Source organism: Peteryoungia ipomoeae, assembly GCF_004912165.1.
In the GTDB taxonomy this organism is placed as follows: Bacteria; Pseudomonadota; Alphaproteobacteria; order Rhizobiales; family Rhizobiaceae; genus Allorhizobium; species Allorhizobium ipomoeae.
Window position 1 is genome coordinate 615475 of the sequence record NZ_STGV01000002.1, and the last position, 26834, is coordinate 642308.

Annotated in this window: 23 protein-coding genes; 10 read left to right on the plus strand and 13 right to left on the minus strand. The window is 61.7% G+C overall.

Annotated features, from left to right (window positions below; genetic code table 11):
• Positions 1 to 14 precede the first annotated feature (14 nt).
• From FAA97_RS09465 to FAA97_RS09500, 8 genes are all read right to left on the minus strand, one after another.
• Positions 15 to 1016, minus strand: coding sequence for a GlxA family transcriptional regulator (locus FAA97_RS09465; protein ID WP_136598269.1), 1002 nt, complete (start codon positions 1014 to 1016; stop codon positions 15 to 17).
• Positions 1017 to 1218: 202 nt separating this feature from the next.
• Positions 1219 to 1614 carry a RidA family protein gene (locus FAA97_RS09470; protein ID WP_136598270.1) on the minus strand — a complete coding sequence of 132 codons (396 nt, stop codon included), beginning with the start codon at positions 1612 to 1614 and terminating at the stop codon, positions 1219 to 1221.
• A 36-nt stretch (positions 1615 to 1650) separates the two neighbouring features.
• Positions 1651 to 3456, minus strand: coding sequence for an ABC transporter ATP-binding protein (locus tag FAA97_RS09475; RefSeq protein WP_136598271.1), 1806 nt, complete (start codon positions 3454 to 3456; stop codon positions 1651 to 1653).
• 2 nt (positions 3457 to 3458) lie between these two features.
• Entirely contained in the window at positions 3459 to 4322 is an 864-nt protein-coding gene (locus FAA97_RS09480) for an ABC transporter permease (RefSeq protein WP_136598272.1), read from the minus strand.
• Positions 4319 to 5269 (minus strand): ABC transporter permease, encoded by a 951-nt coding sequence (locus tag FAA97_RS09485; RefSeq protein ID WP_425467413.1) that lies wholly within the window; start codon positions 5267 to 5269, stop codon positions 4319 to 4321. The genes FAA97_RS09480 and FAA97_RS09485 overlap by 4 nt, the downstream gene beginning before the upstream one ends.
• 17 nt (positions 5270 to 5286) lie before the next feature.
• On the minus strand, positions 5287 to 6804 hold the full coding sequence (locus FAA97_RS09490) for an ABC transporter substrate-binding protein (protein WP_136598273.1): 1518 nt from the start codon (positions 6802 to 6804) through the stop codon (positions 5287 to 5289).
• Positions 6805 to 6868: 64 nt separating this feature from the next.
• The gene (locus FAA97_RS09495) at positions 6869 to 8350 is read right to left on the minus strand and encodes a M81 family metallopeptidase (RefSeq protein WP_136598274.1); all 1482 of its coding nucleotides are present in this window, start codon (positions 8348 to 8350) and stop codon (positions 6869 to 6871) included.
• 535 nt (positions 8351 to 8885) lie between these two features.
• The gene (locus tag FAA97_RS09500) at positions 8886 to 9584 is read right to left on the minus strand and encodes a FadR/GntR family transcriptional regulator (RefSeq protein ID WP_136598275.1); all 699 of its coding nucleotides are present in this window, start codon (positions 9582 to 9584) and stop codon (positions 8886 to 8888) included.
• Between the two features lie 154 nt (positions 9585 to 9738).
• Between FAA97_RS09500 and FAA97_RS09505 the strand changes: the two genes are divergently transcribed.
• The 5 genes from FAA97_RS09505 (at position 9739) to hydA (ending at position 14752) form a co-directional block, all read left to right on the plus strand.
• The gene (locus FAA97_RS09505) at positions 9739 to 10533 is read left to right on the plus strand and encodes an ABC transporter substrate-binding protein (RefSeq protein WP_136598276.1); all 795 of its coding nucleotides are present in this window, start codon (positions 9739 to 9741) and stop codon (positions 10531 to 10533) included.
• Positions 10534 to 10595: 62 nt separating this feature from the next.
• The gene (locus tag FAA97_RS09510; protein ID WP_136598277.1) at positions 10596 to 11267 is read left to right on the plus strand and encodes an amino acid ABC transporter permease; all 672 of its coding nucleotides are present in this window, start codon (positions 10596 to 10598) and stop codon (positions 11265 to 11267) included.
• Positions 11267 to 12016: an amino acid ABC transporter ATP-binding protein gene (locus FAA97_RS09515; RefSeq protein ID WP_136598278.1), complete on the plus strand. Its 750-nt coding sequence runs from the start codon at positions 11267 to 11269 to the stop codon at positions 12014 to 12016. The genes FAA97_RS09510 and FAA97_RS09515 overlap by 1 nt, the downstream gene beginning before the upstream one ends.
• Positions 12017 to 12045: 29 nt before the next feature.
• The gene (locus FAA97_RS09520) at positions 12046 to 13314 is read left to right on the plus strand and encodes a cysteine desulfurase-like protein (protein WP_136598279.1); all 1269 of its coding nucleotides are present in this window, start codon (positions 12046 to 12048) and stop codon (positions 13312 to 13314) included.
• A gap of 28 nt (positions 13315 to 13342) precedes the next feature.
• Positions 13343 to 14752 (plus strand): dihydropyrimidinase, encoded by a 1410-nt coding sequence (gene hydA, locus FAA97_RS09525; RefSeq protein WP_136598280.1) that lies wholly within the window; start codon positions 13343 to 13345, stop codon positions 14750 to 14752.
• Positions 14753 to 14823: 71 nt separating this feature from the next.
• Here hydA and FAA97_RS09530 read toward each other — a convergent pair whose 3' ends face one another.
• The 5 genes from FAA97_RS09530 to FAA97_RS09550 all read right to left on the minus strand — a co-directional run bounded on the left by FAA97_RS09530 (position 14824) and on the right by FAA97_RS09550 (position 20591).
• Positions 14824 to 16290, minus strand: a complete 1467-nt coding sequence (locus tag FAA97_RS09530) for an alanine/glycine:cation symporter family protein (RefSeq protein ID WP_136598281.1) — start codon at positions 16288 to 16290, stop codon at positions 14824 to 14826.
• Between the two features lie 241 nt (positions 16291 to 16531).
• Positions 16532 to 17419: a 3-hydroxyisobutyrate dehydrogenase gene (mmsB, locus tag FAA97_RS09535; protein ID WP_136598282.1), complete on the minus strand. Its 888-nt coding sequence runs from the start codon at positions 17417 to 17419 to the stop codon at positions 16532 to 16534.
• A gap of 42 nt (positions 17420 to 17461) precedes the next feature.
• Positions 17462 to 18601, minus strand: coding sequence for an acyl-CoA dehydrogenase family protein (locus FAA97_RS09540; protein ID WP_136598283.1), 1140 nt, complete (start codon positions 18599 to 18601; stop codon positions 17462 to 17464).
• Positions 18602 to 18615: 14 nt separating this feature from the next.
• On the minus strand, positions 18616 to 19803 hold the full coding sequence (locus FAA97_RS09545) for an acetyl-CoA C-acyltransferase (protein WP_136598284.1): 1188 nt from the start codon (positions 19801 to 19803) through the stop codon (positions 18616 to 18618).
• A 20-nt stretch (positions 19804 to 19823) separates the two neighbouring features.
• Positions 19824 to 20591 (minus strand): SDR family NAD(P)-dependent oxidoreductase, encoded by a 768-nt coding sequence (locus tag FAA97_RS09550; protein WP_136598285.1) that lies wholly within the window; start codon positions 20589 to 20591, stop codon positions 19824 to 19826.
• Between the two features lie 137 nt (positions 20592 to 20728).
• Between FAA97_RS09550 and FAA97_RS09555 the strand changes: the two genes are divergently transcribed.
• From FAA97_RS09555 to lpdA, 5 genes are all read left to right on the plus strand, one after another.
• Entirely contained in the window at positions 20729 to 21739 is a 1011-nt protein-coding gene (locus FAA97_RS09555; protein ID WP_136598286.1) for an AraC family transcriptional regulator, read from the plus strand.
• Between the two features lie 138 nt (positions 21740 to 21877).
• Positions 21878 to 23110, plus strand: coding sequence for a 3-methyl-2-oxobutanoate dehydrogenase (2-methylpropanoyl-transferring) subunit alpha (locus tag FAA97_RS09560; RefSeq protein WP_136598287.1), 1233 nt, complete (start codon positions 21878 to 21880; stop codon positions 23108 to 23110).
• A 1-nt stretch (position 23111) separates the two neighbouring features.
• Entirely contained in the window at positions 23112 to 24125 is a 1014-nt protein-coding gene (locus tag FAA97_RS09565) for an alpha-ketoacid dehydrogenase subunit beta (RefSeq protein WP_136598288.1), read from the plus strand.
• Positions 24126 to 24128: 3 nt separating this feature from the next.
• Positions 24129 to 25397, plus strand: coding sequence for a dihydrolipoamide acetyltransferase family protein (locus tag FAA97_RS09570; protein WP_136598289.1), 1269 nt, complete (start codon positions 24129 to 24131; stop codon positions 25395 to 25397).
• A gap of 3 nt (positions 25398 to 25400) precedes the next feature.
• Positions 25401 to 26795: a dihydrolipoyl dehydrogenase gene (gene lpdA, locus FAA97_RS09575; protein ID WP_136598290.1), complete on the plus strand. Its 1395-nt coding sequence runs from the start codon at positions 25401 to 25403 to the stop codon at positions 26793 to 26795.
• Positions 26796 to 26834 lie beyond the last annotated feature (39 nt).

The following is a 26834-nucleotide window of genomic DNA, read 5'->3' on the forward strand; positions in this document are numbered from 1 at the left end:
GCCGAAGCCGCCAGTCAGGCGGCGGCCGGGTTTCCGATGCTGCTGCGCCACTCCGCCGCTGACTGACCGTAAGTGCTGCGAAAGACGCGCGAGAAATGCGAGGCGTTGACGAAGCCGACGGAGACAGCAATCTCGATCAGGGGCGCCTTCGTGCGGGCCAGAAGATGGCGCGCACGCTCCAGCCGGATGCGCCGATAGATCGCCGAAGGTGAGCTTTTTGCCTTTTCGACGAACAGCCTTTCCAGCTGCCGGCGAGACAGGCCGACCGATGCGGCCATCTCCGCGATCGGCAGCATTTCCTCGACATTCTGCTCCATCATCAAGATGACCGCACGCAGTCGGCTGTCGTCGTAGTCCGTCGACAGTGGCCGGCGCGGCTGGATATCGAGATGACTGCGGGCCTTGTCGATCTGCAGCACCTCAAGGGCGTTGCGCTCCGCAGAAGGTCCGATATGGCGTCGGACGATATTTGCAGCCATATCGGCTGCGCTGCTGCCACCGGCGCAGGATCCCCGCCAGCGGTCCAGCTGGTAGATCCGATCCGCCCGCACGGCAAGGTCCGGGAAGCGTTCGCGAAATGCGTCGAAATGCAGCCAGCTGACACAGGTTTCGTGGCTGTCCATCAAGCCCGCTTCAGCAAGAATGAAGGTGCCAGTACAGACACCGATCAGGCGGACCTTCTTCGCTGCCGCCCGTTTGAGATAGGCGATCGTATCCTCGTCAACCGGATTTTCGCAGTTGAGCAGCCCTCCGACGACGACGATATAGTCGAACTGCGTGGGATCGATCAGACCAGCCGTGGGGGCCACCTGGATGCCGCAGCTCGCGCTGATCAGATTGCCGCGACTGCTGAGAACCTGCCAGTCGGCAAAGCGGCGTCCCGATTTGTCAGTGTCGTCACTGGCCAGCCTTAGGGTATCGACGAAGAGCGAAAAGGCGGACAGGGTGAACGACCTGGCGAGGATAAAGCCGATCTTCAATCGTCCGCTGATCGTCGCGACCGTTGTTGCCTTCATTCCCTGCTCCCGAACTCAACGCGAACTGCGCGCAGTTTGTCAGAGAATTTTCGGTTTGCACACTGTTTCACCCTCAAGAATACGTTGGGATCCGGTTGCAAACCTCTCGGAAGGTGGGGCGTGACAGGCTGGTCAGGCTATTGGCAGCAAAATGCCCGCGTCCGGGAAGGACACGGGCATTCGTCAACATAGGCACCGGAGCTCAGTCGATCGGCTTGTAGGCGATGACGTCCATCTCGACTTTCACGTCGACCATCATCGGCGATTCGACGGTGGAGCGGGCCGGTGGGTGATCGATGAAATGCTTTTGAAATACGGCGTTGAAGCTGGAGAAATCACGGGCATCGTCAAGCCAGACATTTACCTTAACGACATGCTCGAGCGTGCAATCCGCAAGCGCGAGCACAGACTTGATGTTCTCGATGACCTGCTCGGTCTGGGCAACGATATTGCCGACGATCACCTCGCCGTCGACCGTCGGGACCTGGCCCGAGACATAGACGAAATCTCCGGCGCGCACGGCCTTGGCGAAGGGGCGGCGCTGGCCGCCGGCCTGCGCATCGGCGACATCGTAACGGACTAAGGTTTTCTTGCTCATTTCAAGCTCTCTCATTGCTCTTGGGCGATGGTCAACTCAGGCATCATTCTGAACGAAATGCCCGGGCGAGACTTCCCGATAAGTTCGTTTCGGCGGGACATAGTCGAAGGACTTGACCGGGCTCTTTATCTCTTCCGTCAGCGGCGGAGGGGTCTGGCCCCGACGTTCTGGATCCGGAATTGGAACAGCCGAAATCAGGCGGCGCGTGTAAGGGTGCTGCGGATTGTCGAAAATCGATGCCCTCGGGCCGATCTCGACGATCTCGCCCAGGAACATGACGGCCACGCGGTGGCTCATCCGCTCGACGACGGCCATGTCGTGACTGATGAAGAGATAGGCCAGGCCATGCTTCTCCTGCAGGTCCAGCATCAGGTTCGAGACCTGCGCCTTTACCGACACATCGAGAGCAGACACCGCCTCGTCGGCCACGATCAGTTTCGGGTCGAGAGCGAGCGCTCTGGCGATCGAGATGCGCTGCCGCTGACCGCCGGAAAACTCGTTCGGATGACGGCTCGCCATATCCGGCGCCAGCCCGACCTTTTGCAGCAGTTCGGCGACGCGATCCTTGGCGTCCCGCCGCCCCATGAGGCCATGGGCGAGGATCGGCTCGGCAATCGCGGAGCCGACGGTGATGCGCGGGTTGAGCGACGCGAACGGATCCTGGAAGATCATCTGCGCCTTGCGGCGCATCGCCCGAAGCTCACGCATGCCGGCCTTGGTGATGTCCTCGCCGGCAATCTCAATCCGCCCGGCCGACGGCGTGAGCAACCGGATGATGGCGCGACCGGTTGTCGACTTGCCGCAACCGCTCTCGCCGACAAGCGACAGGGTCTCGCCGGGGCGGAGATCGAAGGAGACGTGCTCCACCGCATGCACCCGGCCATGCGGCAGGTCGAAGCGCACGGCGAGATCGTCGACCTTGAGGATGGGCGGAACTGAGGCGGCAACCGTATTCATTTCCCGGCCATCGATCGCTTCTCCAGTCGCGCTATCGACTTCGGGGAAGCGCTTGGGTGCCTGCGTATCGCCCATCGTGCCGAGGCGCGGGATCGAGGCGAGCAGCGACTTCGTGTAGACCGCCTTCGGTGCTGCGAAGATCTCGTTCGTTTTGCCCGTCTCGACCATGTCGCCGCGGAACATCACCACAGTGCGGTCAGCGATCTCGGCCACCACACCCATGTCGTGCGTGATGAAGAGGACGCCCATGTTCTCTTCCTGCTGCAGGTCACGCAGCAAATGCAGAATCTCGGCCTGAATGGTGACGTCGAGCGCCGTCGTCGGCTCGTCCGCGATCAGCAACTTGGGACGGCAGGCGAGAGCCATCGCGATCATCACACGCTGACGCATGCCGCCGGAGAATTTGTGCGGATACTCATGCAGCCGCGTCTTTGCCGCGGGAATGCGCACGCGCTCCATCAGGCGCAGGGTTTCGGCTTCCGCCGCCTTCCACGACAGACCGCGGTGGAGAACCAGCGCTTCGGCAATCTGGTTGCCAATCGTGTAGACCGGATTGAGTGACGTCATCGGCTCCTGGAAGATCATGCCGATGGACCCGCCGCGCACTTTGCGCATCTCGGCTTCGCTGACCTTCACGAGATCCGTGCCGTTCAACAGAATTCGCCCCTCGGTGCGCGACCGTCCGGGCGGCAGGAGACGCATGGTCGAGAGCGCGGTCACGCTCTTGCCCGAGCCGGATTCTCCCACGATGGCCACAGTCTCGCCAGCGTCAACATGCAGGTTGATATCGCGGATGACGGTCTTCCAGCCCTCCTGCGTCTTGAAGGACGTCGTCAGGTTTTCGACGGATAGGACCGGCTGAACACGGGTCGAGTCATCGGTCATGATCAGCTCTCCTTCGCAAGACGCGGATCGACGAGATCGCGCAGGCCGTCGCCCAGCAGCTGCAGCGACAGAACCGAGAAGACGATGGCAAGGCCTGGGAAGATCATCAGCCAGGGCGCGTTGTTCATGTACTCACGACCCGAGGCAAGCATGGTGCCCCAGGTCGGCATGTCGGTGGATACACCAACACCGAGGAAGGACAGGCTGGCCTCCGCCAGCATCGCCGATGCGAAGACGAAGGTGGATTGCACGAGGATCGGCGACGCAAGGTTGAGCAGCACGTGGCGGACGAGGATCTGCCAGGTGGGCAGGCCCATGGCCACCGCGGCTTCGATATACGGGAGTTCGCGCAGAACCAGGGTCTGACCACGGATGATGCGGGCAAGACGCGGCGCATATGTGATGCCGAGTGCCAGGATCACCGTCGATAGCGAGGGGCCGAGGGCTGCGACCAGCGCGATGGCGAGCAAGATGTCTGGAAACGACATCATGGCATCGAGCAGGCGCGAGATCGGCGCATCCAGACTGCGGAAGAAGCCGGCGGCCACGCCGAGGATGATACCGAGCACCGTCGAGATGGCGACGACGCCGAGGCTGACGAGGAGCGAGATGCGTCCGGCATAGATGGCGCGCGAGAAGATGTCGCGACCGAATTCGTCCGTGCCGAAGAGATGCGCGAGAGACGGCTCCTTCAACTTGTTGACGATCGACAGCTTGTTGGGGGCGTAAGGCGCAATCGCGGGTGCGAGGAGCGCGGCCAGAACGACAACCGTCAGGATAACGGCACCGGCGAGCATGGCGCGATTGCCGAACAGGCGACGCAGTCGGGCTGCCAAAGGCATGGTAGCGGAGGCCAGCGTGGTCATAGGCGCACCCGCGGATCAACGAGAATATAGAGCATATCGACGATAAAGTTGATGAGAACGTAGATCGCAGCGACCACAAGAAGCGCTCCCTGAATGACCGGGTAATCGCGGCGCAGGACGGCTGACACGACGAGGTTACCGACGCCCGGCAGGCCGAAAACAGTTTCGGTGACAACGGCGCCAGCGACAAGCATGGCAATCGACAGGCCGATGACCGTGATGATCGGGATCATCGCGTTCTTCAGTGCGTGTTTGAGGATGACGCGTCCCTCGCAAGCGCCCTTGGCGCGGGCTGTGCGGACATAGTCGTCACCCAACACATCGAGCATGGCGGCCCGGGTGAAGCGTGTGATGAGCGCGGAGTTGACCACACCGAGTGCCACGGCAGGGAGCACGAGATGGTGCAGGCGATCGAGGAACGGCGTCTCGGGGCCGCCATAGCCGGATGCCGGGAACCAGCCCTGCCCGACCGCGAAGATCTGGATCAGCATCAGGCCGAGCCAGAAGCTCGGCACGCTTGCGGCAATCATGGTCAGCGTGACGACGATCTGGTCGAACAAGGTACCGCGCTTGACCGCCGAGAGAATACCGACGGGAAGCGCGATTGCGACTGCGATCAGGATGGAGAACAGGGTCAGGAAGAAGGTCGGCTCGGCCCTGGCGGCCAGGGCTGTTGTGACCGGCTGCCCGAGGAAGATCGACTGGCCGAGATCACCTTGCAATATGCCCAGCACGAACTGGCCATATTGCATGAGGAGAGGCGCATCGAGACCCATCCGACTGCGCAATTGCGCGATGTCTTCCGGGGTCGCATCCGACCCCAGCATGACGGCGGCAGGATCGCCAGGCGTGACGCGAACGATGATGAAGACCACCGTCACGACGAGAGCAAGCACGACGAGCATGCCCCCCAGCCGTTTCAGCAGCGCCAGTGCAATCCTTGCCATGGTCGGTTCTCAGTTCCTTACTGCTTCGGGGTCACGTTCCAGAAATGCGGCCAGTAGGTGGGCTCATAGCCGGTCACTCCATTGGCCACACCGGAAACGGCGTTGAAGTTGCCGACCTTGTAGAGCGGCGCATCGTCGTAGATTACGGTCTGGATCGCGTCCCAGGCCGCCTTCTTGGCCTCGTCGGTCGTTGCCTCCATGTAAGTCGCAACGGCCTTTGCCTTCTGCTCGGAGACATACCAGCCCGGATAGGTGTCGGTGATCGTGTTGATCGTCGTCGGGTCACCCGGGAAGTTGGAATGGGTAATGAAGATGTCCCATTCCTTCGGATCGGCGCGGCGGGTGGTCAGCGTTGCCCAGTCCACGACCTGCAGATCGACCTTGAAGCCGGCGGCTTCGAGATAGGCCTTGGCGACCTCGCCGATCTTGTAGTGGAATTCATACTGGCGACTGGTCATCAGGCGGATCGGGGTGCCGTCGTAGCCCGCAGCTTCCAGCAGCTTGGCCGCGGCCTCCGGATCGCCTTCGCCGTAACGAGCAACGCCGGCTTCGGTGTGCCAGAAGGATTCCTCGGGGAAAATCGAAGCATCAACGCTGAAGAAGCGGTCATCCGAGAAGGCGGCGAGCATCATGTCGTTCGGGTTAAGCGCAACCTGGACGGCCTGCCGCAACTCCTTCTTCGTCAGAAGGCCTTGCTGCATGTTCATGTTCATCGACGCCCAGCCGGCGTTCTTGAAGATGACAGGCTTGGCGCTGTCGCTTGCCTCGACGCGCTCGTAAGCGCTGACCGGGAGCGAATCGGCATAATCAAACTGGCCGGAGATCAGGCCCTCGACGCGCGTGTTGGCGTCAGGCACGGGAACGAAACGGATCTCCTTGGCGATTGCTTCGCGCTTGCCGGCATAATTACTGATTTCGCCTTCCGGGGACTTGTAGTCCTCGAAGCGGACGAGCTGGGTATATTGATCGGGCTTGCGTTCCTTCAGGGCATAGGGACCAGTGCCGACAAACTCGGTGAGCGTGTCCGCAATCTTCTCCGAGGGCATGATGACAGAGGCCTGGGACAGCGTTGCAAGCAGCGGTGCGTAGCGCGACTTCAACTTGATGACGACAGCGTTGCCACCGTCTTCGGTCAGGGATTCGACGAGTGCTGCAACCTGCTTGCCCTTGGAGTTGATCGCCATCCAGCGATTGAGGGACGCTGTAACGTCCTTCGCATCCAGATCACTGCCATCGTGGAACTTCACGCCTTCCCGAAGCGCGATCTTGTAGGTGAGGCCGTCTTCCGAGACTTCCGGCATGCCGGCGGCCAGAAGCGGAACCGACTTCCACTGGGCATCGTAGGTGTAGAGCGTCTCGAAAATGTGCTGGTCAATGGTCAGCACGATGTCGGTCGGCGTCTGCATGACATCCAGCGTTGGCGGCTCGCCGATGGTGGCGATGGTCAGGACACCTTCGCTCGCCTGCGCCAGTGCCAGGCTGCTGGTGCCGGCCATAGCGGCCAATGTGAATAGAACGAGTGCACTCTTTTTCATGGAATTCCCCTTGTTGCCTTCAGTTCAGTGGTCTTGCGGTTTGTCCGTTTGGACCCTCCGGATATCAGCCATCGAGCCCCAACGGATCCTGGACGCGCGGCCAGAGCTCGAGGCTTGCCTTGCGATAGGGCGTGGTTGCGGGATCGGTGGGATAGGATGTCGGCGCGGCGATGTAGACGATCTCCGACGAGATCGGCGCGAAGCCGGCATAGAAATGGTTCGTCGACTTGATCAGGAGAAACGACTTGGTGCCAAAGTCGATGCCCTGATTGGCGAAGATGTCCGGCTCATAGGTCTGCGTCCGACTGGTGATGAGAACGATGTCGATTTCGGTGCCGAGTGGCCTGATCACGGCGGCATTGCCGAGGGTGACTCGCGAGTTGCGGAAACTCTGCCAGCCTGCATGGAAAACCTTGACGACTGTGACGCGCAGATCGATCGGCTCTCCGCCATCCGGGCCGGACTTTCCGCCAATGCGCAATGAAAGCTCGGCACCCTCGCCGGCCGCGTGACAAAAGCTCACGGCGACGGGATCCCAGATCGTCGCGACCGCGAAATTGTCGAAGCCGCGCTCGATCATGCGCCGCAGAATATGGGTGGCATCACCGGCGACGCCGCCGCCCGGATTGTCCCAGACGTCTGCGATCGTGACCGGCAGCCCAGGCTGGGCAGATCGAATGGAGAGCGCCCTGTCCAGGCCGTTTTCCGTATCGAACATCGGCATCGCGGTCGACTTGCGCAGCCTGTAGAGCTCATGCCCGAGCGCCTCCGCCAGCGCATCGCCCTTTGACTTGTCGGCATCGGAAACGACGACGATCCGCGTGCCCATATCCGGTACATCGCCCGCCATGAAGCCGTGAATGACCGAGATCGACAGGATGCCGTTGGTGCCTTCGAGCACCTTCAGGCGATCGACATAGGAGCGCATGGGTTCGCGGCTCGTCGGGTAGATCGTGATCATCCGGCAGTCGAAGGTGGAGATGAGCGGCTTGATCTGCCCACGAAGTGCCTGCATTGCAAGGTCAACGACATGCTCGCCACGCTGCTCGAAATCCGTATGTGGAAATTCAAGGAAGGCCGCGAGTATGTCGAGATTGGCGACACGCAGATCGGTCAGGTGGCTGTGGGGATCGAACTCGGCTGCGATGAGCACGGTCGGACCGACGATGCCGCGCACTCTCGAAAGCAAGTCGCCCTCCGGATCGTCATAGCCTTGCGCAACCATGGCACCATGGAGACCCAGGACCACTGCATCGACAGGCAGTGCCGCGCGCAGTTCGTCCAGGATCTGATCGCGCAGGGTCTCATAGGTTCGCTGTTGGATCAGGCCTGCGGGCTCCGCCCAACAGGAGGTCCCTTCGATCGTGGTGAAACCCTCTTCCCTCGCACGACGTCGCAGGATCGGCACAACGGACGAGCACAAGGTTGGCGTGTCGGGATGCTCGCCGGGCGCAGCATAGAAGGCCGCCCGAAAGGCGTTCATGTCCGTCGGCACGGGAGAGAATGTGTTTGTTTCAGTCGCCAACGAGGCGGTGAAGATGCGCATGCCCATTTTCCAAATGCAGGTCCGCGATGACGCAATCCCGCTATGGATGCGACTTGCGCCCGCTTATTGTTGCCGCTGGAGTGCTTAAGACCATCCAATTAGCCGCTTCAGAACGCGGCGAGTTTGGCACCAAGCCTTTCAAGCTCCCACTGAATTTCGTTCACCCTGTCACCGTTCGGTGTAATTTATTTTCTTATTAACGCGGCTAGAGGCTACAAAGTCAACCGCGCACCGGCTTGATTTCCAATATTTGTGTAATTCGTTTTCTTGAGTGGAGGCTTCAGCGACAAACTGGACAGCAATGCGAAGCCGCCGAGCGGTCTTTGAACAGGTCTAAATTCGTTTGGATACAGGTGAGTATGGTTCCGCGGCGTCGCCATCGGACACCCTGATGGCACCGACTATCGGCATCACATGAAGGATCGGTGCAGAACCTATCCCTCGATTATCGAGTTGCCTTCCATCTCGGCAGCAAGGATAGGACGTCGAGAAGCCGCCGTGCGGATCTCTCTGATGTCGCGAGGAATCGCCGCCACTACGGCTCGAGGCCGGCGCAGCGCGCGGTGTTGCGGATATGGTTTTCCATCTCCAGCTTGGCGCGAGCTGCATCGTTTGCCCTCAGCGCTGCGATGATGCTGCGATGTTCGCCGATCGATTGCCGCATACGCTCGGGATCGGTGATCGGTATCGGCTGTCGTTGTGTTTCCGTGACCTGGTCCCGCACCGTCTGATAGAGTGCCTTCAGCATCACGTTGGCGCAGGCGGAAACGATCATGCCGTGAAAATCGAGGTCCGCCTCGACATTGGCAAGCAGATCCTGGTTGGCCCAGCATTCCTCCATGGTCCGTGTTGCTTTTTCCATTCCGTCGAGTTGCAACTGTGTGAGCCTGCCGGCTGCCAGCCTAGCGATCTCGCCTTCAAGCAATATACGCGTCTGGAAGACATCAAAAACGGAATAGCTGTCAGAGTACCGCCATGGCGCCATGTGTGCGGATGCATCGGAGCGAGAGGAAGCCTGCTTTGCGACGAAGGTGCCGCGTCCCGCTTCCGTCTTCAGGAGACCGAGCGTCTCCAGCGTCAGAAGAGCTTCACGCAGCGAGGCGCGGCTGATGCCGAACTTCTGTGAAAACTCCCGTTGCGACGGGATTTTTTCGCCAGCCTTCAACTGTCCGGACTGGATCATGCCCTGGATCTCGCGCGCGACGGACTGTGGGACAAGCGTCTTGTTGAGCATTCGGTACATTTCCTCCCGCCGGTGCTGCCGAGCCAATCTATTTTTTCCGGCCTCCTCTTGCCAAGGGCAAAGCCGCGTGCTTGTTTGGCCTGACTGGTCTGACCAGTTGGACCAATGTAGATTGAGTCATGTTCAAAAAACAAGGGGAACTCTCATGACACGTTCAACCATTTCGATAGCAACACTTGTCGCAGGTCTCGTCGCCTCACTCGGCTCAACGGCCCATGCGGCCGACCTGACCGTTGGCGCCAACATCGGCAACGTGCCGTGGGAATTCGAGGACGCCAGCGGCAAAGTGACCGGCTTCGAAGTCGATCTCGTCAACGAGATCGCCAAGCGCCTCGGCAAGAGCGTCGAATTCGTCAACACGCCCTTCAACGGTCTCTTCCCGGCCGTTCAGTCCGGCCGCATCAACATGGCGATCTCCTCGATCACCATCACCGAGAAGCGCCTGGAATCGGTGACGTTCGCCCAGCCCTACTACGATAGCGACCAGTCGCTGACCGTCACGGCGGCTTCAGGCATCGAAAACCTGAAGGGCATGGAAGGCAAGGTCGTCGGTGTCGATACCGGTTCGACCGGCGACATGTGGGCCGAAGCCAACAAGGGCGAATACAAGCTCGGCGAAATCCGTCGATTTGAAGGCCTGCAGCCAGCCATGCTCGACCTCGTGGCAGGACGCGTCGACGGCTATATCTCCGACATTCCGGCCCTGCTCTACTACGTCAAGGACAAGCCCGAGCTTAAAGTCGTCGAGCGCATCCCGACCGGGGAAAAATACTCGATCATGTTCAACAAGAACGATCCTCTGGCGACCGAAGTCAACGCGGTCATCACCACGCTCAAGCAGGAAGGCTTCATCGCGAAGCTGCATGAAACCTGGTTCGGCGCAAAGGCAGAGGACACCACCTCGACCGTTACCGTTCTCGACATGCCCAAGGGCAAGTAAGCCTGTGATGCATCCGGCGGGACACACAAGTCCCGCCGGTTCACCAAAGGAGCCGACGCGGCATGACACTCCTGAATACCTTCTTCAATCTGCAGGTCCTGGCGGACAGCTTGCCGGCACTGCTCTGGGGCCTCATCGTGACGCTGCAGATCGGCGTGACGAGCATCCTGATCGGCCTTGCCGGCGGCCTCTTTCTCGCGGTGGCGCGGCTCTACGCGCCCGGCTTCGTCAAGCTTCTCATTCGCGTCTACGTCGACATTTTCCGCTCGATCCCGCTTTTGGTGCTTCTGATCGTCGTCTACTACGCGCTGCCCTTCGTCGGCATACGCCTGTCGCCCTTCCTGTCCGCGGTTACGGCGCTGTCGCTGGTGTCTGCCGCGTATACGGCGGAAATCTTCCGGGCAGGCATCGAGGCGATCCCGCATGGCCAGTTCGAGGCTTCGGCAGCGCTTGGCCTTTCCAACCGTCACACCATGATCGACGTGATCCTGCCCCAGGCGATCCGCATCGTCATCCCGCCGCTGACCAACAACTGCATCAACGTGATGAAGGATACAGCCCTGGCATCGGTTGTCGCGATGCCTGACCTCCTTAAACAGGCCACCCAGGCACAAGCGATTGCGGCCAATCCGACGCCGCTGATCGGCGCGGCCCTCATCTACATAGCCCTGCTCTGGCCGATGGTTGCCGTCGTCTCGCGCCTCGAGAAACATTTCAGCCGGGGGAAACGCTGATGTCTAAGAGCAATCCACCGCTGATCTCCATCAGGGGACTGACCAAGGCCTATGGCACCTTTACCGTGCTGCATGGTATCGACCTTGATATCGCCGAGGGCGAAGTCGTCTGCGTGATCGGCCCATCGGGATCCGGCAAGTCGACCCTGATCCGCTGCATCAACCATCTCGAAGACTTCGCCGCCGAAAGCCGGATCACCGTCGACGGCATTCGCGTCGAGCCTGGTCCGGCACTCGCCAAGGTGCGCGCCGAAGTGGGCATGGTCTTCCAGTCATTCAACCTCTTTCCGCATATGACGGTCCTGAAGAATGTCATGCTGGCGCCGATGCGCGTTCGTGGCACGCCGGAAGCGGAGGCGGAGAGGAAAGCCAGAGATCTGCTTGCCCGCGTCGGCATCTCCGAACAGGCGGAGAAGTTTCCGGGCCAGCTTTCCGGCGGTCAGCAGCAGCGCGTGGCAATCGCCCGTGCGCTCGCCATGGAGCCGCGCGTACTCCTCTTCGACGAGCCCACCTCCGCCCTCGACCCGGAAATGGTCGGCGAAGTGCTCGATGTCATGCGCAAGCTCGCCGGTTCAGGCGTCACCATGATCGTCGTCACCCACGAGATGGGATTTGCCCGACAGGTCGCAGACCGGGTGATCTTCATGGATGGCGGGCGCCTGGTGGAGAGCGGTGCTCCAACCGACATCTTCGACGCTCCGAAACACGAACGGACGCGCGGCTTTCTTCGCGCCGTCCTCAATCACTGAACAAGAAAAGACATTGGAGGACACCCGCCATGGCCACTTCTGACCCGAAGGCGCTTGATCTTGATTACGTCCGCAGCCAATTTCCGGGGCTCGCCAACGGATGGACCTTCTTTGACAATGCCGGCGGCTCGCAGATCCTGAAGGGTGCGGTCGAGCGCATCAACACGTTCCTCTTTGACAAGAACGTTCAGATCGGCGGCTCGTATGCCGTCTCGCAGGCGGCAGCTGAAGCGCTGTACGAAGCGCGCACCGCCGCGATGCACCTCGTCAATGCGCGACGCCCGGAAGAAATCGTCTTCGGCAATTCGACGACAGCATTGCTTCAGAATCTCGCCCGCTCGATGCATAGCCAGCTATCGGCAGGCGATGAAATCATCATTACGGTGTCTGACCATGAGTCCAATATCGGCCCCTGGGACCGGCTCCAGGAACGCGGCGTGATCTTGAAAATCTGGCCGCTGAACAAGAAGACGCTATCGCTTGATCTTGCCGATCTCGCTCCGCTGATGAGCGATCGTACGACACTCGTTTGCGTGACGCATTGCTCCAACATTCTCGGCTCGATCAACCCAATACGAGAAATTGCCGACTTCGTGCATGCGCGCGGCGCGCAAATCTGCGTCGATGCGGTTGCCTACGCTCCGCATCGGGCCGTCGATGTGCAGGCTTTCGACGTCGATTACTACGTCTTCAGCCTCTACAAGACCTATGGGCCGCACTACGCGCTGATATATGGCAAATATGACCTGCTGCTCGAACTCGACACGCTTTATCACTACTTTTACGGGAGGGATAAGGTGCCTGGCAAACTCGAACCGGGCAACCCCAATTACGAGCTCGCCTATTCCACCTGTGGCATCGTCGATTACCTCGTGAACCTTGGCGAACAGGCCGGAGAAACAGGGGGCCCTCGTCGCAAGATCGAGGCGGCCTATGCAGCGATTGCGGCACAGGAGGACGCCTTGACGGAGCGTCTGCTGACCTATCTGCGCTCGCGCAACGACTGCATGATCGTCGGCCAGTCTGCCACCACGGACAACCGCGTGCCCACTATCGCCTTCCGTTTCGACGGGCGGGACGCTGGCGAGCTCTGCAAGGCTATGGATGCGGAGAAGATTGCCATGCGATTCGGTGATTTTCACTCCCGACGCCTCGCCGAATATCTCGGTTTGACCGATCATGGCGGCATGCTGCGCGTTTCGATGGTGCACTACAACACGCTCGAGGAGGTGGATCGCTTTACGGCTGCACTCGACAGGATCCTTGCCGGCCAGGCGGGCCTCGCCAAGGCGGGATGAAACAGACAGGTTCAAGAGGGACAGGCTGATGCGATTCGATACGGTAATCCGCAATGGGACGGTGGTGACGGCAAGCGACACGTTTGTCAGCGACGTCGGCATCAAGGATGGGCGGATCGCCGCGCTCGCGCTGGGCCTGACCGAGGCCGACGAGGTTATCGACGCCACCCGCCTCTTCGTCCTGCCGGGCGGGATCGACAGCCACGTGCATCTGGACCAGCCGTCCGGCGATGGCATCGTCATGGCAGATGACTTTGACAGCGGCACCCGCTCGGCTGCGATCGGCGGCAACAGCACGGTGCTTGCCTTCTGCATGCAGGAAAAGGGTCAGTCGCTGAGGGAGGCGCTGAAAGTCTATCACGCGAAGGCGGAGGGAAAGTGCCATGTCGACGTTTCCTTTCACCTCGTCATCACGGATCCCACAACCGAAGTCCTTGGCCAGGAGCTGCCAGCGCTGGTCGAGGATGGCTATACCTCACTCAAGGTCTTCATGACCTATGAGGGGCTGCGACTACGCGACGACGAGATCCTGGCAACACTCGATACGGCCCGTCGCACGGGCGCTCTTGTGATGGTCCATTGCGAAAATGAAGACGTAATCCGGTATCTGATCGGCCGTCATGAGGAGGAAGGCAAGTTTTCGCCTAAGTATCACGCGACGACGCGGCCGATGGCGGCCGAACGCGAGGCAACACACCGGGCCCTATCGCTGGCCGAGATCGTCGATGTGCCGATCGTCATCGTGCATGTCTCGAATCGTGAGGCGATGGAAGAGATCCGCCGCGCCCGTCAGCGAGGCCAAAAGATCGCGGGCGAAACCTGCCCGCAATATCTCATGCTCACCGCCGATGATCTCGATCTGGATGGGCTGGATGGGGCAAAATACGTCTGCTCGCCACCGCCCCGCGACAAGGCCAGTCAAGACGCGTGTTGGGAGGGGCTCGAACAGGGCGTCTTCGATCTCTTTTCTTCCGACCACTGCCCCTTCCGCTTCGATGATCCGGAAGGCAAGCTGAACGAGAAGGGTAAGCGCCATTTTCGCTGGATTCCGAACGGCATTCCCGGTGTTGCAACCCGCTTGCCGATCCTTTTTTCCGAGGGCGTCATGAAAGGCCGGATCGACATCAATCGCTTTGTGGCTTTGACATCGACCAACCACGCGAAGCTTTACGGCATGTATCCTCAAAAGGGCACGATCGCGATTGGCGCTGACGCCGATATCGCTCTGTGGGACCCGAGGGCAGAGGTCATGCTCACCAACGAAGTCCTGCAACATGGCGCCGATTACACGCCTTACGAGGGCATACAGGTAAATGGCTGGCCTGTGCGGTTGCTTGTTCGAGGCAAGACGATCACCGATGACAAATCCCTTACCCACTCCGGGTTCGGTCAATATATCCAGCGAAAGCGATCAAGCCTCGTCGCCTCTGCAACGTAAAGTCCTTGCAGGACTGATATCTCTCAGATCTGCCCCGCCGGGTTGGTGCGCGGGGCAGGTACCGGGATGGTTCAGCCGGAGCTTGGGAGGGTCGCATCCTTTTGAACCGGCAGTCTTCGCGCATGCGGCCAGGCAGAGTGATCCAGATCGAGATCTGGGAAGGCCGTGGGCTGAAACACTGGGCGTTCCACGCCTGATTTCAATTGCGCGCGAAAGTCATCAAGCACGCGCAGTGCTACCGGAAACAGCATGATGATTGCCATCAGATTGACGACCGCCAGCAGTCCCATCAGGGGATCAGAGAAGAAGAAAACCGCAGTTGCGCCCGGAGCGGTCGCTCCAAGGAAGACGACGACCACGATGGCAATCCGTAAGGCGTGCAACGCTCCCGCCTGCGATGTCATGACCTTGAGCGCGGTTTCGCCGAGATAATAGTTGTAGATGATCGAACTGAACGCAAAGAGCAGGATCGCGAAGGTGAGGAAATACTGAGACCAGCTGCCTACCTGGCTGACCAGCGACTGCTGCGTCAGCACGACACCATCAATGCCTTCCACACCCGGCTGATAGACGGGGCTGAGCAGAATGACAAAGGCCGTGCAGGTGCAGATGATCATCGTATCGATGAAAACCGAAAATGACTGCGTTATGCCCTGACTGACCGGATGACGGACATCGGCGGTTGCGGCAACATTCGGCGCTGAGCCGAGGCCCGCCTCGTTTGAGAAAAGGCCGCGCCGAAGACCCTGAGCGAGCGCGGCGCCAAAGCCGCCGCTTACCGCTTCTTCCAGTCCAAATGCGTTCGCAATGATGGACCAGATGACGCCGGGAAGTTCGGTGACATTCAGCGCAATCACCAGGAGCGCCAGCCCGATATAGATGAATGCCATGATCGGAATGATGACATCTGCGACCTTGGCAATCCTGCGAATGCCGCCATAGACGATGAAGCCTGTCATGATCGCAAGACCAAGCCCACTCCAAAGGCGGTCGACACCAAGGCTGTCATTGACGGCCCCGGCAAAGGTGTTGCCCTGAAACGCATTGAAACCAAATGCGAAGGCCAGCATCAGGCAAACTGCATAGACGACGGCAAGCCACCTGTATTTCGCGCCTAGACCATAGATGATGTAACTGGCCGGCCCACCGCGGTAGGTGCCATCGCCGTCGGAACGTTTGTAAAGCTGCGCCAGTGTCGACTCCACAAGGCTGGTCGCCATGCCAATCAGCGCAACCGCCCACATCCAGAAGACGGCACCCGGCCCCCCAAGGGTGATCGCCACGGCAACGCCTGCAATATTGCCGCCACCGACGCGACCGCCCACAGAAACCAGCAGCGCCTCGCGTGCACTTATCGTATTCGGGTCTCCGCTCTGGTTCTTTGAGGACAGAACCCGGAACATCCGCGTGAAGTACTCGATCTGAACGAAGCCGCTCATCACCGTGATGAAGACACCGAAGACGATCAGAAGCGGGATCAACGCCCATCCCCAGGTCAGGTCCTCGATCAGGCCGAAAAAGCCGGTGATGACATCCATGGTCTACCCCTTTCAGAAGCACCGAGGCTCCTGTCGCTGCTGAAATTCAATCCCCTACCATCCGATCCTCCCCCATCAGCCGTCCATTTCGACTTAGAGAAATCAGAGGCAACCCGGCGTAGACATCCGACGAGCTATGGAACTGGCAGAAAGTTTGGCTCGAAGAATTGTTCCATACCTCCTGATGTTTTCAGATCGACGTTTGGGGCCACACGTTCGCTTGCTCCATACAGCGCATGTTTCAGCTTGTGCGATTCCTGACGAAATTGATGATCGACGAGAAGTCTTCACCGCCATGCCCAAGCTGGTCGAAGCGTTCGTAAAGCTCTGTCGCATGCGCCCCGAGCGCCGTCGCTGCACCTGTCGACTTCGCCGCCTCCTGCGACAGCCGCATGTCCTTCAGCATCAGGGCCGCGGCAAAGCCGGGCTTGTAGTCGCGGTTGGCAGGCGATGTCGGGACGGGCCCCGGAACCGGGCAATTGGTGCTGATCGCCCAGCACTGGCCGGACGACGTCGAGGCGACGTCGAACAGGGCCTGATGCGAAAGCCCGAGCTTCTCGCCGAGCACGAAGGCCTCGCAGACCCCGGCCATAGTGATGCCGAGGATCATATTGTTGCAGATCTTGGCAGCCTGGCCGGCACCCGCCGAACCGCAATGCACGACCCGTCGGCCCATGGCCTCCAGCACCGGACGACCGCGGGACAGCGCGTCAGCCTCTCCGCCAACCATGAAGGTCAGGGTGGCAGCACTCGCGCCAGTCGTTCCGCCGGAGACCGGCGCATCGAGTGACAGGCAGCCCGCCGCACCGGCAAGCACATGGGATTTGCGGGCGCTGTCGACGTCGATCGTCGAGCAGTCGATCATCAGCGTCCCGGAACCGACGGTCTCGGCCAGTTCGCCCCAGACAGACAGAACATGATGCCCGGCGGGCAGCATGGTGATCACGACAGAGACGCCGCCCACGGCTTGAGCGGTGGTATCGCAGAGCGTGATGCCGTTCGCCTTCGCGGCAAACCGCGCCGGTTCTGCCAGATCGAAGCCTTTGACTGCGAACCCCGCCTTGACGAGGTTGGCGGCCATCGGCCCTCCCATATTGCCAAGGCCAATGAAGGCGACCGTTTCAAGCATTGCATTTCCTCCCAACTGTGAACGCCGATCCTCAGAGGCTCATCACCGCGTATCCTGAAGGGTCCGCGCGATGACCATTCGCTGCACGTCGCTCGTGCCCTCGTAGATCTGGCAGATACGGGCGTCGCGGTAGATGCGTTCGACCGGATAATCCCGCATGTATCCATAGCCACCATGGATCTGGATCGCGTCCGAGCAGACCCGTTCGGCGATTTCGGAGGCAAAAAGCTTCGCCATCGAGGCTTCCGAAACGCAGGGGTGGCCGGCCTCGCGCAGCGTTGCGGCGTGCCGGACGAGTTGCCGCGCGGCCTCGATCTGTGTGGCCATGTCGGCGAGACGGAAGGCGACCGCCTGATGGTCGGCAATCGGCCTGCCAAAGGCCTTTCGCTCACCGGCATAATCGCGCGCCGCCTCAAAGGCCGCCTGCGCCATGCCGACCGATTGTGCGGCGATGCCGATACGTCCACCTTCGAGATTGGCGAGCGCGATCCGGTAGCCTTGTCCCTCCTCCCCGAGCCTGTTCTCGGCGGGAATTTTCATGGCGTTGAAGGCGATCTGGCACGTGTCGGATGCGTTGAGACCGAGTTTCTCCTCGACGCGCAGGACTTCGTAGCCCGGCGTATCCGTTGGCACGATGAAAGCCGTGATGCCGTTCTTGCCCGCATCCGGATCGGTGACGGCGAAAACGATGATGACCTGGCCATTCTTGCCCGAGGTGATGAACTGTTTGGCACCGTCGATGACGTAGTGATCGCCATCGCGCCGCGCTCGCGTCTTGAGGTTCGAGGCATCCGAACCCGCCTGCGGTTCCGTCAGGGCAAAACCACCGATCCACTCCCCCGAGGCAAGCCTCGGCAGAAAACGTTGCCGCTGCTCTTCAGTCCCGAATTTCAGGATCGGCACGCAGCCCACCGAACTATGGACGCTCATGATGGTCGAGCAGGCGCCATCACCGGTGGCGATCTCCTCGACCGCAAGCGCATAGGCAACCATTCCGGTATCGGAACCACCGTGCTCCTCGGGCACCAGCATGCCGAGAAGGCCAAGCTCCCCCATGTCCCGCAATTCCTCGCGCGGGAAACGGTGATGCCGGTCGCGGTCGGCCGCCCCGGGGGCAAGACGCTCGCGGGCGAAGCTGCGCGTCATGTCGAGGATCTGTTGCTGAAGCTCCGAAAGCATCATCCGACTTCCTCCGATCAGGTCCGCTCGATGGCGATGGCAGTTGCCTCGCCGCCACCGATGCAAAGCGCTGCCATGCCGTGTTTGCGATCATGGCGTTCGAGCGCGGCGATCAGCGTGACCAGGATCCGCGCGCCCGATGCGCCGATCGGATGGCCGAGCGCACAGGCGCCCCCGTGAACATTCACCTTGTCATGCGGCAGGTCGAGATCGCGCATGGCCGCCATGGCGACAACGGCAAAGGCCTCGTTGATCTCGAAGAGGTCGACATCCGAAAGCGGCAGGCCGGTGAGATCCGACAGCTTCCGCAGGGCGCCGATCGGCGCCGTGGCGAAGAGACCGGGCGCCTGCGAATGCGTGGCATGCCCGAGGATGGTGGCAACAGGGCTGAGGCCGCGGCGTTCGGCCTGAGAGCGCCGCATCAGCACCAGTGCCGCAGCGCCATCGGAAATCGAGCTGGAATTGGCAGCCGTCACCGTGCCGCCATCGCGGAAAGCGGGCTTCAGCCTCGGGATCTTGTCGAGCTTCGCCTTGCCCGGCTGCTCGTCACGGCTCGCGACCAGTTCTGCCTTGCCCGACCGGACCGTGACCGGCACGATCTCCCGATCGAAAGCGCCATCGGCCATCGCTTTCGTTGCCCGCGTCAGCGATGCGACGGCATAGGCGTCCTGCGCTTCGCGGGTAAACTGGTAGGCCTCAGCGCAGTCCTCCGCGAAGGTGCCCATCAACCGGCCTTTGTCATAGGCATCCTCGAGCCCATCGAGAAACATGTGATCGAGCGTCCGGCCATGGCCGAGCCGGTAGCCGGCACGGGCACGATCCAGCAGATAAGGCGCGTTGGTCATGCTCTCCATGCCTCCGGCCACAACGACAGAAGCGCTTCCCGCGGCGATCAGGTCATGGGCCAGAATCGCGGCCTTCATGCCGGAACCGCACATCTTGTTGATCGTCGTCGCACCCGCCGAGAATGGCAGACCGGCCCCGATCGCGGCCTGTCTCGCGGGTGCCTGCCCCTGGCCGGCGGCGAGGACGCAGCCGAACAACACCTCGTCCACCGCTTCGGCATTCAGGCCGGCACGCCCAAGGGCGGCACGGATCGAGGCAGCCCCCAACTCCGGAGCCGTCATGTCCTTCAGTTCGCCCTGAAAGCCGCCGATCGGGGTTCTGGCGGAACCAACGATGACAATCGGATCTTGCATATTGATATGTCCTCCTGCGGCAACCGTTACCGCGCACCCATACGGATGGCCCCGTCGAGGCGGATGACCTCGCCGTTCAGCATGGTGTTTTCAACGATATGGCGGGCGAGCGCCGCGAACTCGGCAGGCCTGCCGAGGCGGGGTGGGAAGGGCACGCTCGAAGCCAGCGCATCACGCACCTCTGACGGCATTGCGGCCATCATCGGCGTTTCGAAGACACCCGGCGCGATCGAGACGACGCGGATGCCGCTGCGCGCGAGTTCGCGGGCGATCGGCAGGGTCATGGCAGCGATCCCCCCCTTCGAGGCCGCATAGGCCGCCTGACCGACCTGCCCGTCGAAGGCAGCAACCGAGGCCGTGTTGACGATTACCCCCCGCTCCCCTTCCGCATCGGTCGCGTTCGCCTGCATCGCGGCGGCGGCAAGGCGGATCATGTTGAACGTGCCGACAAGGTTGATACCGACCGTACGCGCGAAGCTCTCCAACCCATGCGGGCCCTCGCGTCCGACGACCTTCTCCGCCGGTGCCACGCCAGCGCAATTGATCAAGCCCCGCAGACCGCCGAAGGTTCTGGTCGCCTCGTTGACGGCGCTTGCTGCATCATCGGCACGGGTGACATCGGTCCTGACGAAGCGCGCGTTCTGACCGAGTTCAAGCGCCAGCGAGGGACCACGATCCTGATCGAGATCGGCGATCACGACATGCCCGCCAGCCTCGGTGATCATCCGCACGGTAGCCGCCCCGAGACCGGAGCAGCCGCCTGTCACGATGAAACAAGCGTCTTCGATGCGCATGAAACCTCCTCTGCGAGGTCGTCTGAAGTTGCGATTGAGGCCAAATCCTAGCCTGTTTCGGTGTTGCAACCGATGACGAAATCGATCCATTGTTGCGGCCACTTTTGCCACTTGGAACGCAAAGCTGGAATAAAAGCATGGCCGACATGGAACGACACATGATCTCGACAGGCTTCGTCGAGGAGGCGCTCGACAGCCTTCGGCGTGCCGGTCGGTCGACGGAAACGCTTCTGACCCGGCTGGGTTTGCCGCCTGTTGTCGATCAACCGGTGTCAGCCAAGACCTTCGGTCGTTTGTGGCTGGCAATCGCCGAAGAGCTGAACGACGAGTGCTTCGGCCTCGGCGAGCGTCCAATGCCACGCGGCAGTTTCACGCTTCTATGCCATTGCGTCATGCATGCACCGACACTCGACCGCGCGCTGCGACGGGCATTGCGGTTTCTCAACATCATCATGGGTGAACCCACGGCAGAGCTCGACGTGCGCGACGGCACGGCAGTGATCGAACTCAAGGAAACTGGCGATCCCCGATCCGCCTTCGCCTATCGCAGTTACTGGATCATCCTGCATGGATTGACCTGCTGGCTGGTGGGCCGGCGCATCCCCATTCGGCTCGTCGATTTTCGCTGCAGCGAACCGACCTTGAGCGCCGAGCATCGGCTTTTCTTCGGCGCCCCGATCCGCTTCTCGCAGCCCGTGAGCCGCCTCGGCTTCGACGCGTCGATGCTGGATCTGCCGATCGCACGCAACGAGCAGGCCCTGCGGCAATTCCTGCGGGGGGCTCCAGCCAACATCCTGATCCGCTACCGATATGACGCCGGAACGGCAGCGGCCATCCGGCGTCGCATGAGCCAGAAAGGTCCGGCTGAGTGGGGCAGTTTCGCAGACCTCGCCCGCGATATGCGCATGTCGTCATCGACACTGCGCCATCGGCTGCATGACGAGGGACAAAGCTATGCCGCCATCAAGGACGACATTCGGCGTGACCTTGCCCGCGACATGCTGATGAACACGGCGCAGTCCGTCAGCGATATAGCCGCGCGCCTCGGCTATTCGGAGCCAAGCGCCTTTTACCGTGCCTTCAAGAAATGGATGAGCGAAAGCCCCGAGACATTCCGCAAGAATGCCAGATCGATTCAGAAGCCCTGAGCGAGGCCGAAGCCTATGGCAAAACTGGCCAAAAAATTCGAGGCGATTTTGTCATGGCTTGCCACTCGCAAGGCGCGTACCATCCCTGGTGATTGACCGGCTTCTGAGGAGAGGAGCCGTCTTCACGGGAGGAAATCGATGGTGGAACCCGCTCATCTGAGCCTGCACGTCCCCGAACCTGCTGTTCGGCCGGGCGGTCAGCCCGACTTTTCCAACGTCAAGATCGCCAAGGCCGGTGCAGTTTCACGGCCGCCGGTCGATGCGGCTGCCGAAGACATGCGGGATCTCGCCTACTCGATCATCCGCGTTCTCAATCGTGACGGCGAGGCCGTCGGCCCCTGGGCCGGCATGCTTGGCGACGACGAATTGCGGGACGGCCTCCGCCACATGATGACGCTCAGGGCCTTCGACGCCCGCATGCTGATGGCGCAGCGGCAAGGCAAGACCTCCTTCTACATGCAGCATCTCGGCGAGGAAGCCGTCAGCTGCGCCTTTCGCAAGGCACTGCAAAAGGGCGATATGAACTTCCCGACCTACCGGCAGGCAGGCCTCCTCATCGCCGATGACTATCCGATGGTCGAGATGATGAACCAGATCTATTCCAACGAGGCGGATCCCCTGCGCGGACGGCAATTGCCGATCATGTATTCCTCCAAGGACCATGGCTTTTTCACCATTTCCGGCAATCTCGCCACGCAATATGTCCAGGCCGTCGGCTGGGCCATGGCGTCTGCGATCAAGAACGACAGCCGCATCGCCGCCGCCTGGATCGGCGACGGCTCGACGGCCGAGTCGGACTTTCACTCGGCACTGGTCTTTGCCTCGACCTATCGGGCGCCCGTGGTTCTCAACGTCGTGAACAACCAGTGGGCAATTTCCACCTTTCAAGGCATAGCGCGGGGCGGCTCGGGCACCTTTGCCGCACGCGGTCTCGGCTTCGGCATCCCCGCACTTCGGGTCGACGGAAACGACTATCTCGCGGTCTATGCGGTCGCATGCTGGGCCGCTGAACGGGCGCGGCGCAATCTGGGGCCGACACTCGTCGAATACGTGACTTACCGGGTCGGAGCGCATTCCACATCCGATGACCCGAGCGCTTACCGGCCCAAGACGGAATCCGAAGCCTGGCCGCTCGGTGATCCCGTGCTCAGATTGAAGAAGCATCTGATCGTCAGGGGGGCCTGGTCGGAGGAACGGCATGTGCAGGCCGAGGCGGAGATCATGGACGAGGTGATCACGGCCCAGCGCAAGGCGGAAGAACACGGAACGCTGCATGCGGGCGGCAGACCTTCGGTGCGTGACATCTTCGAAGGTGTCTATGCCGAGATGCCGCCGCATCTGCGTCGCCAGCGACAGAAGGCAGGCTACTGACATGGCCAGAATGACAATGATCGAAGCGGTCCGCAGCGCGATGGACGTGTCCATGGAGCGCGACGACGACGTGGTCGTGTTCGGCGAAGACGTCGGTTACTTCGGCGGCGTGTTCCGCTGCACCCAAGGCCTTCAGACGAAATATGGAAAGACCCGCTGCTTCGACACACCGATCAACGAATCCGGCATCGTGGGCGCCGCAATCGGCATGGCCGCCTATGGCTTGAAACCCTGCGTGGAGATCCAGTTCGCCGACTACATGTACCCGGCCTATGACCAACTGACGCAAGAGGCGGCCCGCATCCGCTACCGGTCGAACGGCGATTTCACCTGCCCCATCGTGGTGCGCATGCCGACCGGCGGCGGCATCTTCGGCGGCCAGACCCACAGTCAGAGCCCGGAGGCGCTGTTTACCCATGTCTGCGGCCTGAAGGTGATCGTGCCCTCCAATCCCCATGACGCCAAAGGTCTGCTGACAGCCGCAATTGCGGATCCTGACCCGGTCATTTTCCTGGAGCCGAAGCGCCTCTACAACGGCCCCTTCGACGGTCATCACGACCGGCCTGTCACGCCTTGGTCGAAGCACGAGCTGGGCGAAGTCCCCGAAGGTTTCTACACGATCCCGATCGGCAAGGCCGATATCCGCCGCGAGGGTTCCGCGGTGACCGTGATCGCCTATGGCACCATGGTGCATGTAGCGCTGGCGGCCGTCGAAGATACCGGCATCGACGCCGAGGTGATCGATCTCAGAAGCCTGATGCCACTCGATCTCGACACGATCGTCAAGTCGGTCGCCAAGACCGGCCGCTGCGTCGTCGTTCACGAGGCAACGCTGACCTCCGGCTTTGGCGGAGAGATCGTGGCGCTCGTGCAGGAACATTGCTTCTACCACCTGGAAGCACCGGTCATGCGCGTCGCGGGCTGGGACACACCCTATCCGCATGCACAGGAATGGGACTACTTCCCTGGCCCCACCAGGGTCGGCCGCGCGCTTGTCGACGTGATGGAGGCCTGAGCCATGGGTGAGTTCACGATCAAGATGCCCGACGTCGGCGAAGGCGTGGCCGAGGCGGAACTCGTCGAATGGATGGTGAAGATCGGCGACCCCGTTCGCGAGGACATGATGGTCGCCGCTGTCATGACCGACAAGGCGACGGTGGAGATCCCCACGCCCGTCAGCGGCACGGTGGTCTGGCTTGCCGGCGAGATCGGTGACACGATCGCGGTCAAGGCACCTCTCATCCGGATCGCGACGGATGGGTCCGCCGCGGAGCCTGCAGGACCTGTTGCGGATGAAGATACGGCGCCCGCACTTGATCAGCCGACGGCGGAGGAACTGCCGCACGGACAGCCCAAACCTGCCCCCTCAGTCGCTCCCGCGACACCTCCGGCCCGTCAGCCCTCGCCGGAATTCGACCGGCCGCTGGCGGCACCCTCGGTTCGCTTGCTGGCCCGCGATAACGGCATAGACCTGCGCCTGCTGCGCGGAAGCGGACCGGCCGGACGCATCCTGCGCGAGGATGTGGAGCACTATCTCGCCCGCGGACCGGAGCCGGCGCCGACAGTGCCCGGCCCCGTCAGAAACACCGCGCGCGAGGAAATCAAGCTGACCGGCCTTCGGCGCCGGATTGCCGAGAAAATGGTCGTCTCCACCTCGCGCATTCCTCACATCACCTATGTGGAGGAGGTCGACGTCACGGCGCTCGAAGAGCTGCGGGCCAAGATGAATGCCGAGCGTCGGTCCGACCAGCCGAAGCTCACCCTCCTGCCCTTCCTGATGCGGGCCATGGTCAAGGCGGTTGTCGAAGAGCCGGATGTCAACGCCACCTTTGACGACGATGCCGGCGTGCTCACCCGTTTCGGTGCCGTGCATATCGGCATCGCCACCCAGACCGCGAGCGGCCTTGCGGTTCCAGTGGTCAAACATGCCGAAGCACGCGGCATCTGGGATTGCGCGAGCGAGATGAACCGGCTGGCCGAAGCCACCCGCGCCGGCACGGCCACCCGCGACGAGCTCACCGGTTCGACCATCACCATTTCCTCGCTCGGCGCGCTTGGCGGCATCGTCTCGACCCCGGTCATCAACCATCCGGAAGTCGCCATCGTCGGCGTCAACAAGATCGCCACCCGCCCCGTCTGGGACGGTGCGCAATTCATCCCGCGCAAGATGATGAACCTGTCTTCCAGCTTCGATCATCGGATCGTCGACGGCTGGAACGCCGCCACCTTCGTCCAGCGCCTGCGGGTGCTGATGGAGACTCCGGCACTGATCTTTATCGAAGGCTGAGACATGAAAGAGATTTCCTGCAAACTTCTCGTCATCGGCGCTGGTCCCGGCGGCTATGTCTGCGCCATCAAGGCCGGTCAGCTCGGCATCGATACCGTGATCGTCGAACAGGGCCGTCCCGGCGGGACTTGCCTGACGATTGGCTGCATTCCGTCCAAGGCGCTCATCCATGCCGCAGAGACCTTCGACAAGGCCCGCGCGCTGTCCACCGGCGGGAACGCGCTCGGCATTCACGTCGAGCACGCTTCGATCGATCTGTCGAAGACCATCGCCTGGAAGGACGCCATCGTCGGTCGCCTGACAGGTGGTGTCTCAGGCCTTTTGCAGAAGGCGCGGGTGAAGATCGTTCACGGCCACGCGCAGTTTCGCGATGGCAAGACGGTCGAGGTGGAAACCGAAACCGGCCTGCAGGTCATCCGCGCCGAGACCGTTGTCATCGCGACCGGCTCCGATCCTGTCGAGCTTCCAGCCCTTCCCTTCGGCGGACGGGTCATCTCGTCCACCGAGGCCCTGTCGCTCACGGAACTGCCGAAAAAGCTCGTCGTGGTGGGCGGAGGGTACATCGGCCTGGAGCTTGGTACCGCCTTCGCCCGCATGGGGTCTCACGTCACCGTGGTCGAGGCGACGTCGCAGATCCTGCCGCTCTACGACGCCGATCTGGTGAAGCCGGTGCTGCGCAGGCTCGGTGAGCGCGGAATTTCTGTCTTGACCGGTGCCAGGGCACTCGGGCTTTCCGAGGGCGGCGAGGCTTTGGTCGTCGAGAGCGCCGGGGGACGGCGCGAATTTCCGGCAGACCGCATTCTCGTCGCCGTCGGGCGGCGCCCCCGCACCACAGGCTCCGGCCTGGAGGAACTCGATCTCGACCGCATCGGATCGTTCCTGCAGGTCGACGACCACTGCCGGACCTCCATGCGCGGCGTCTATGCGATCGGCGACGTCACGGGTGAGCCAATGCTGGCACACCGCGCCATGGCTCAGGGCGAGATGGTTGCCGAGATCGTTGCCGGGCGCAAGCGCGCCTGGGACAAACGCTGCATCCCCGCCATCTGCTTCACCGATACTGAAATCGTCAGCGCCGGCCTTCTGCCCGAGGAAGCGCGCAGCCACGGCTTTGATGTGAAAATCGGCCAGTTCCCCTTCACCGCCAATGGAAGGGCTATGACCGTGGAAGATGAAGACGGCTTCGTGCGGGTCGTGGCGCGCGCCGATACCCATGCCGTCCTCGGGCTGCAGGCGGTCGGCGCGGGCGTCTCCGAATTCGCTTCGACATTTGCGATCGCCATCGAAATGGGCGCGCGGCTGGAGGATATCGCCGCCACAATCCACGCCCATCCCACACGCGGCGAAGCCCTGCAGGAAGCCGCACTCAAAGCGCTTGGCCACGCGCTGCACATCTGACCGGCCTGCCGGTTTCGAAAGACAGGATATCCGAGAGGA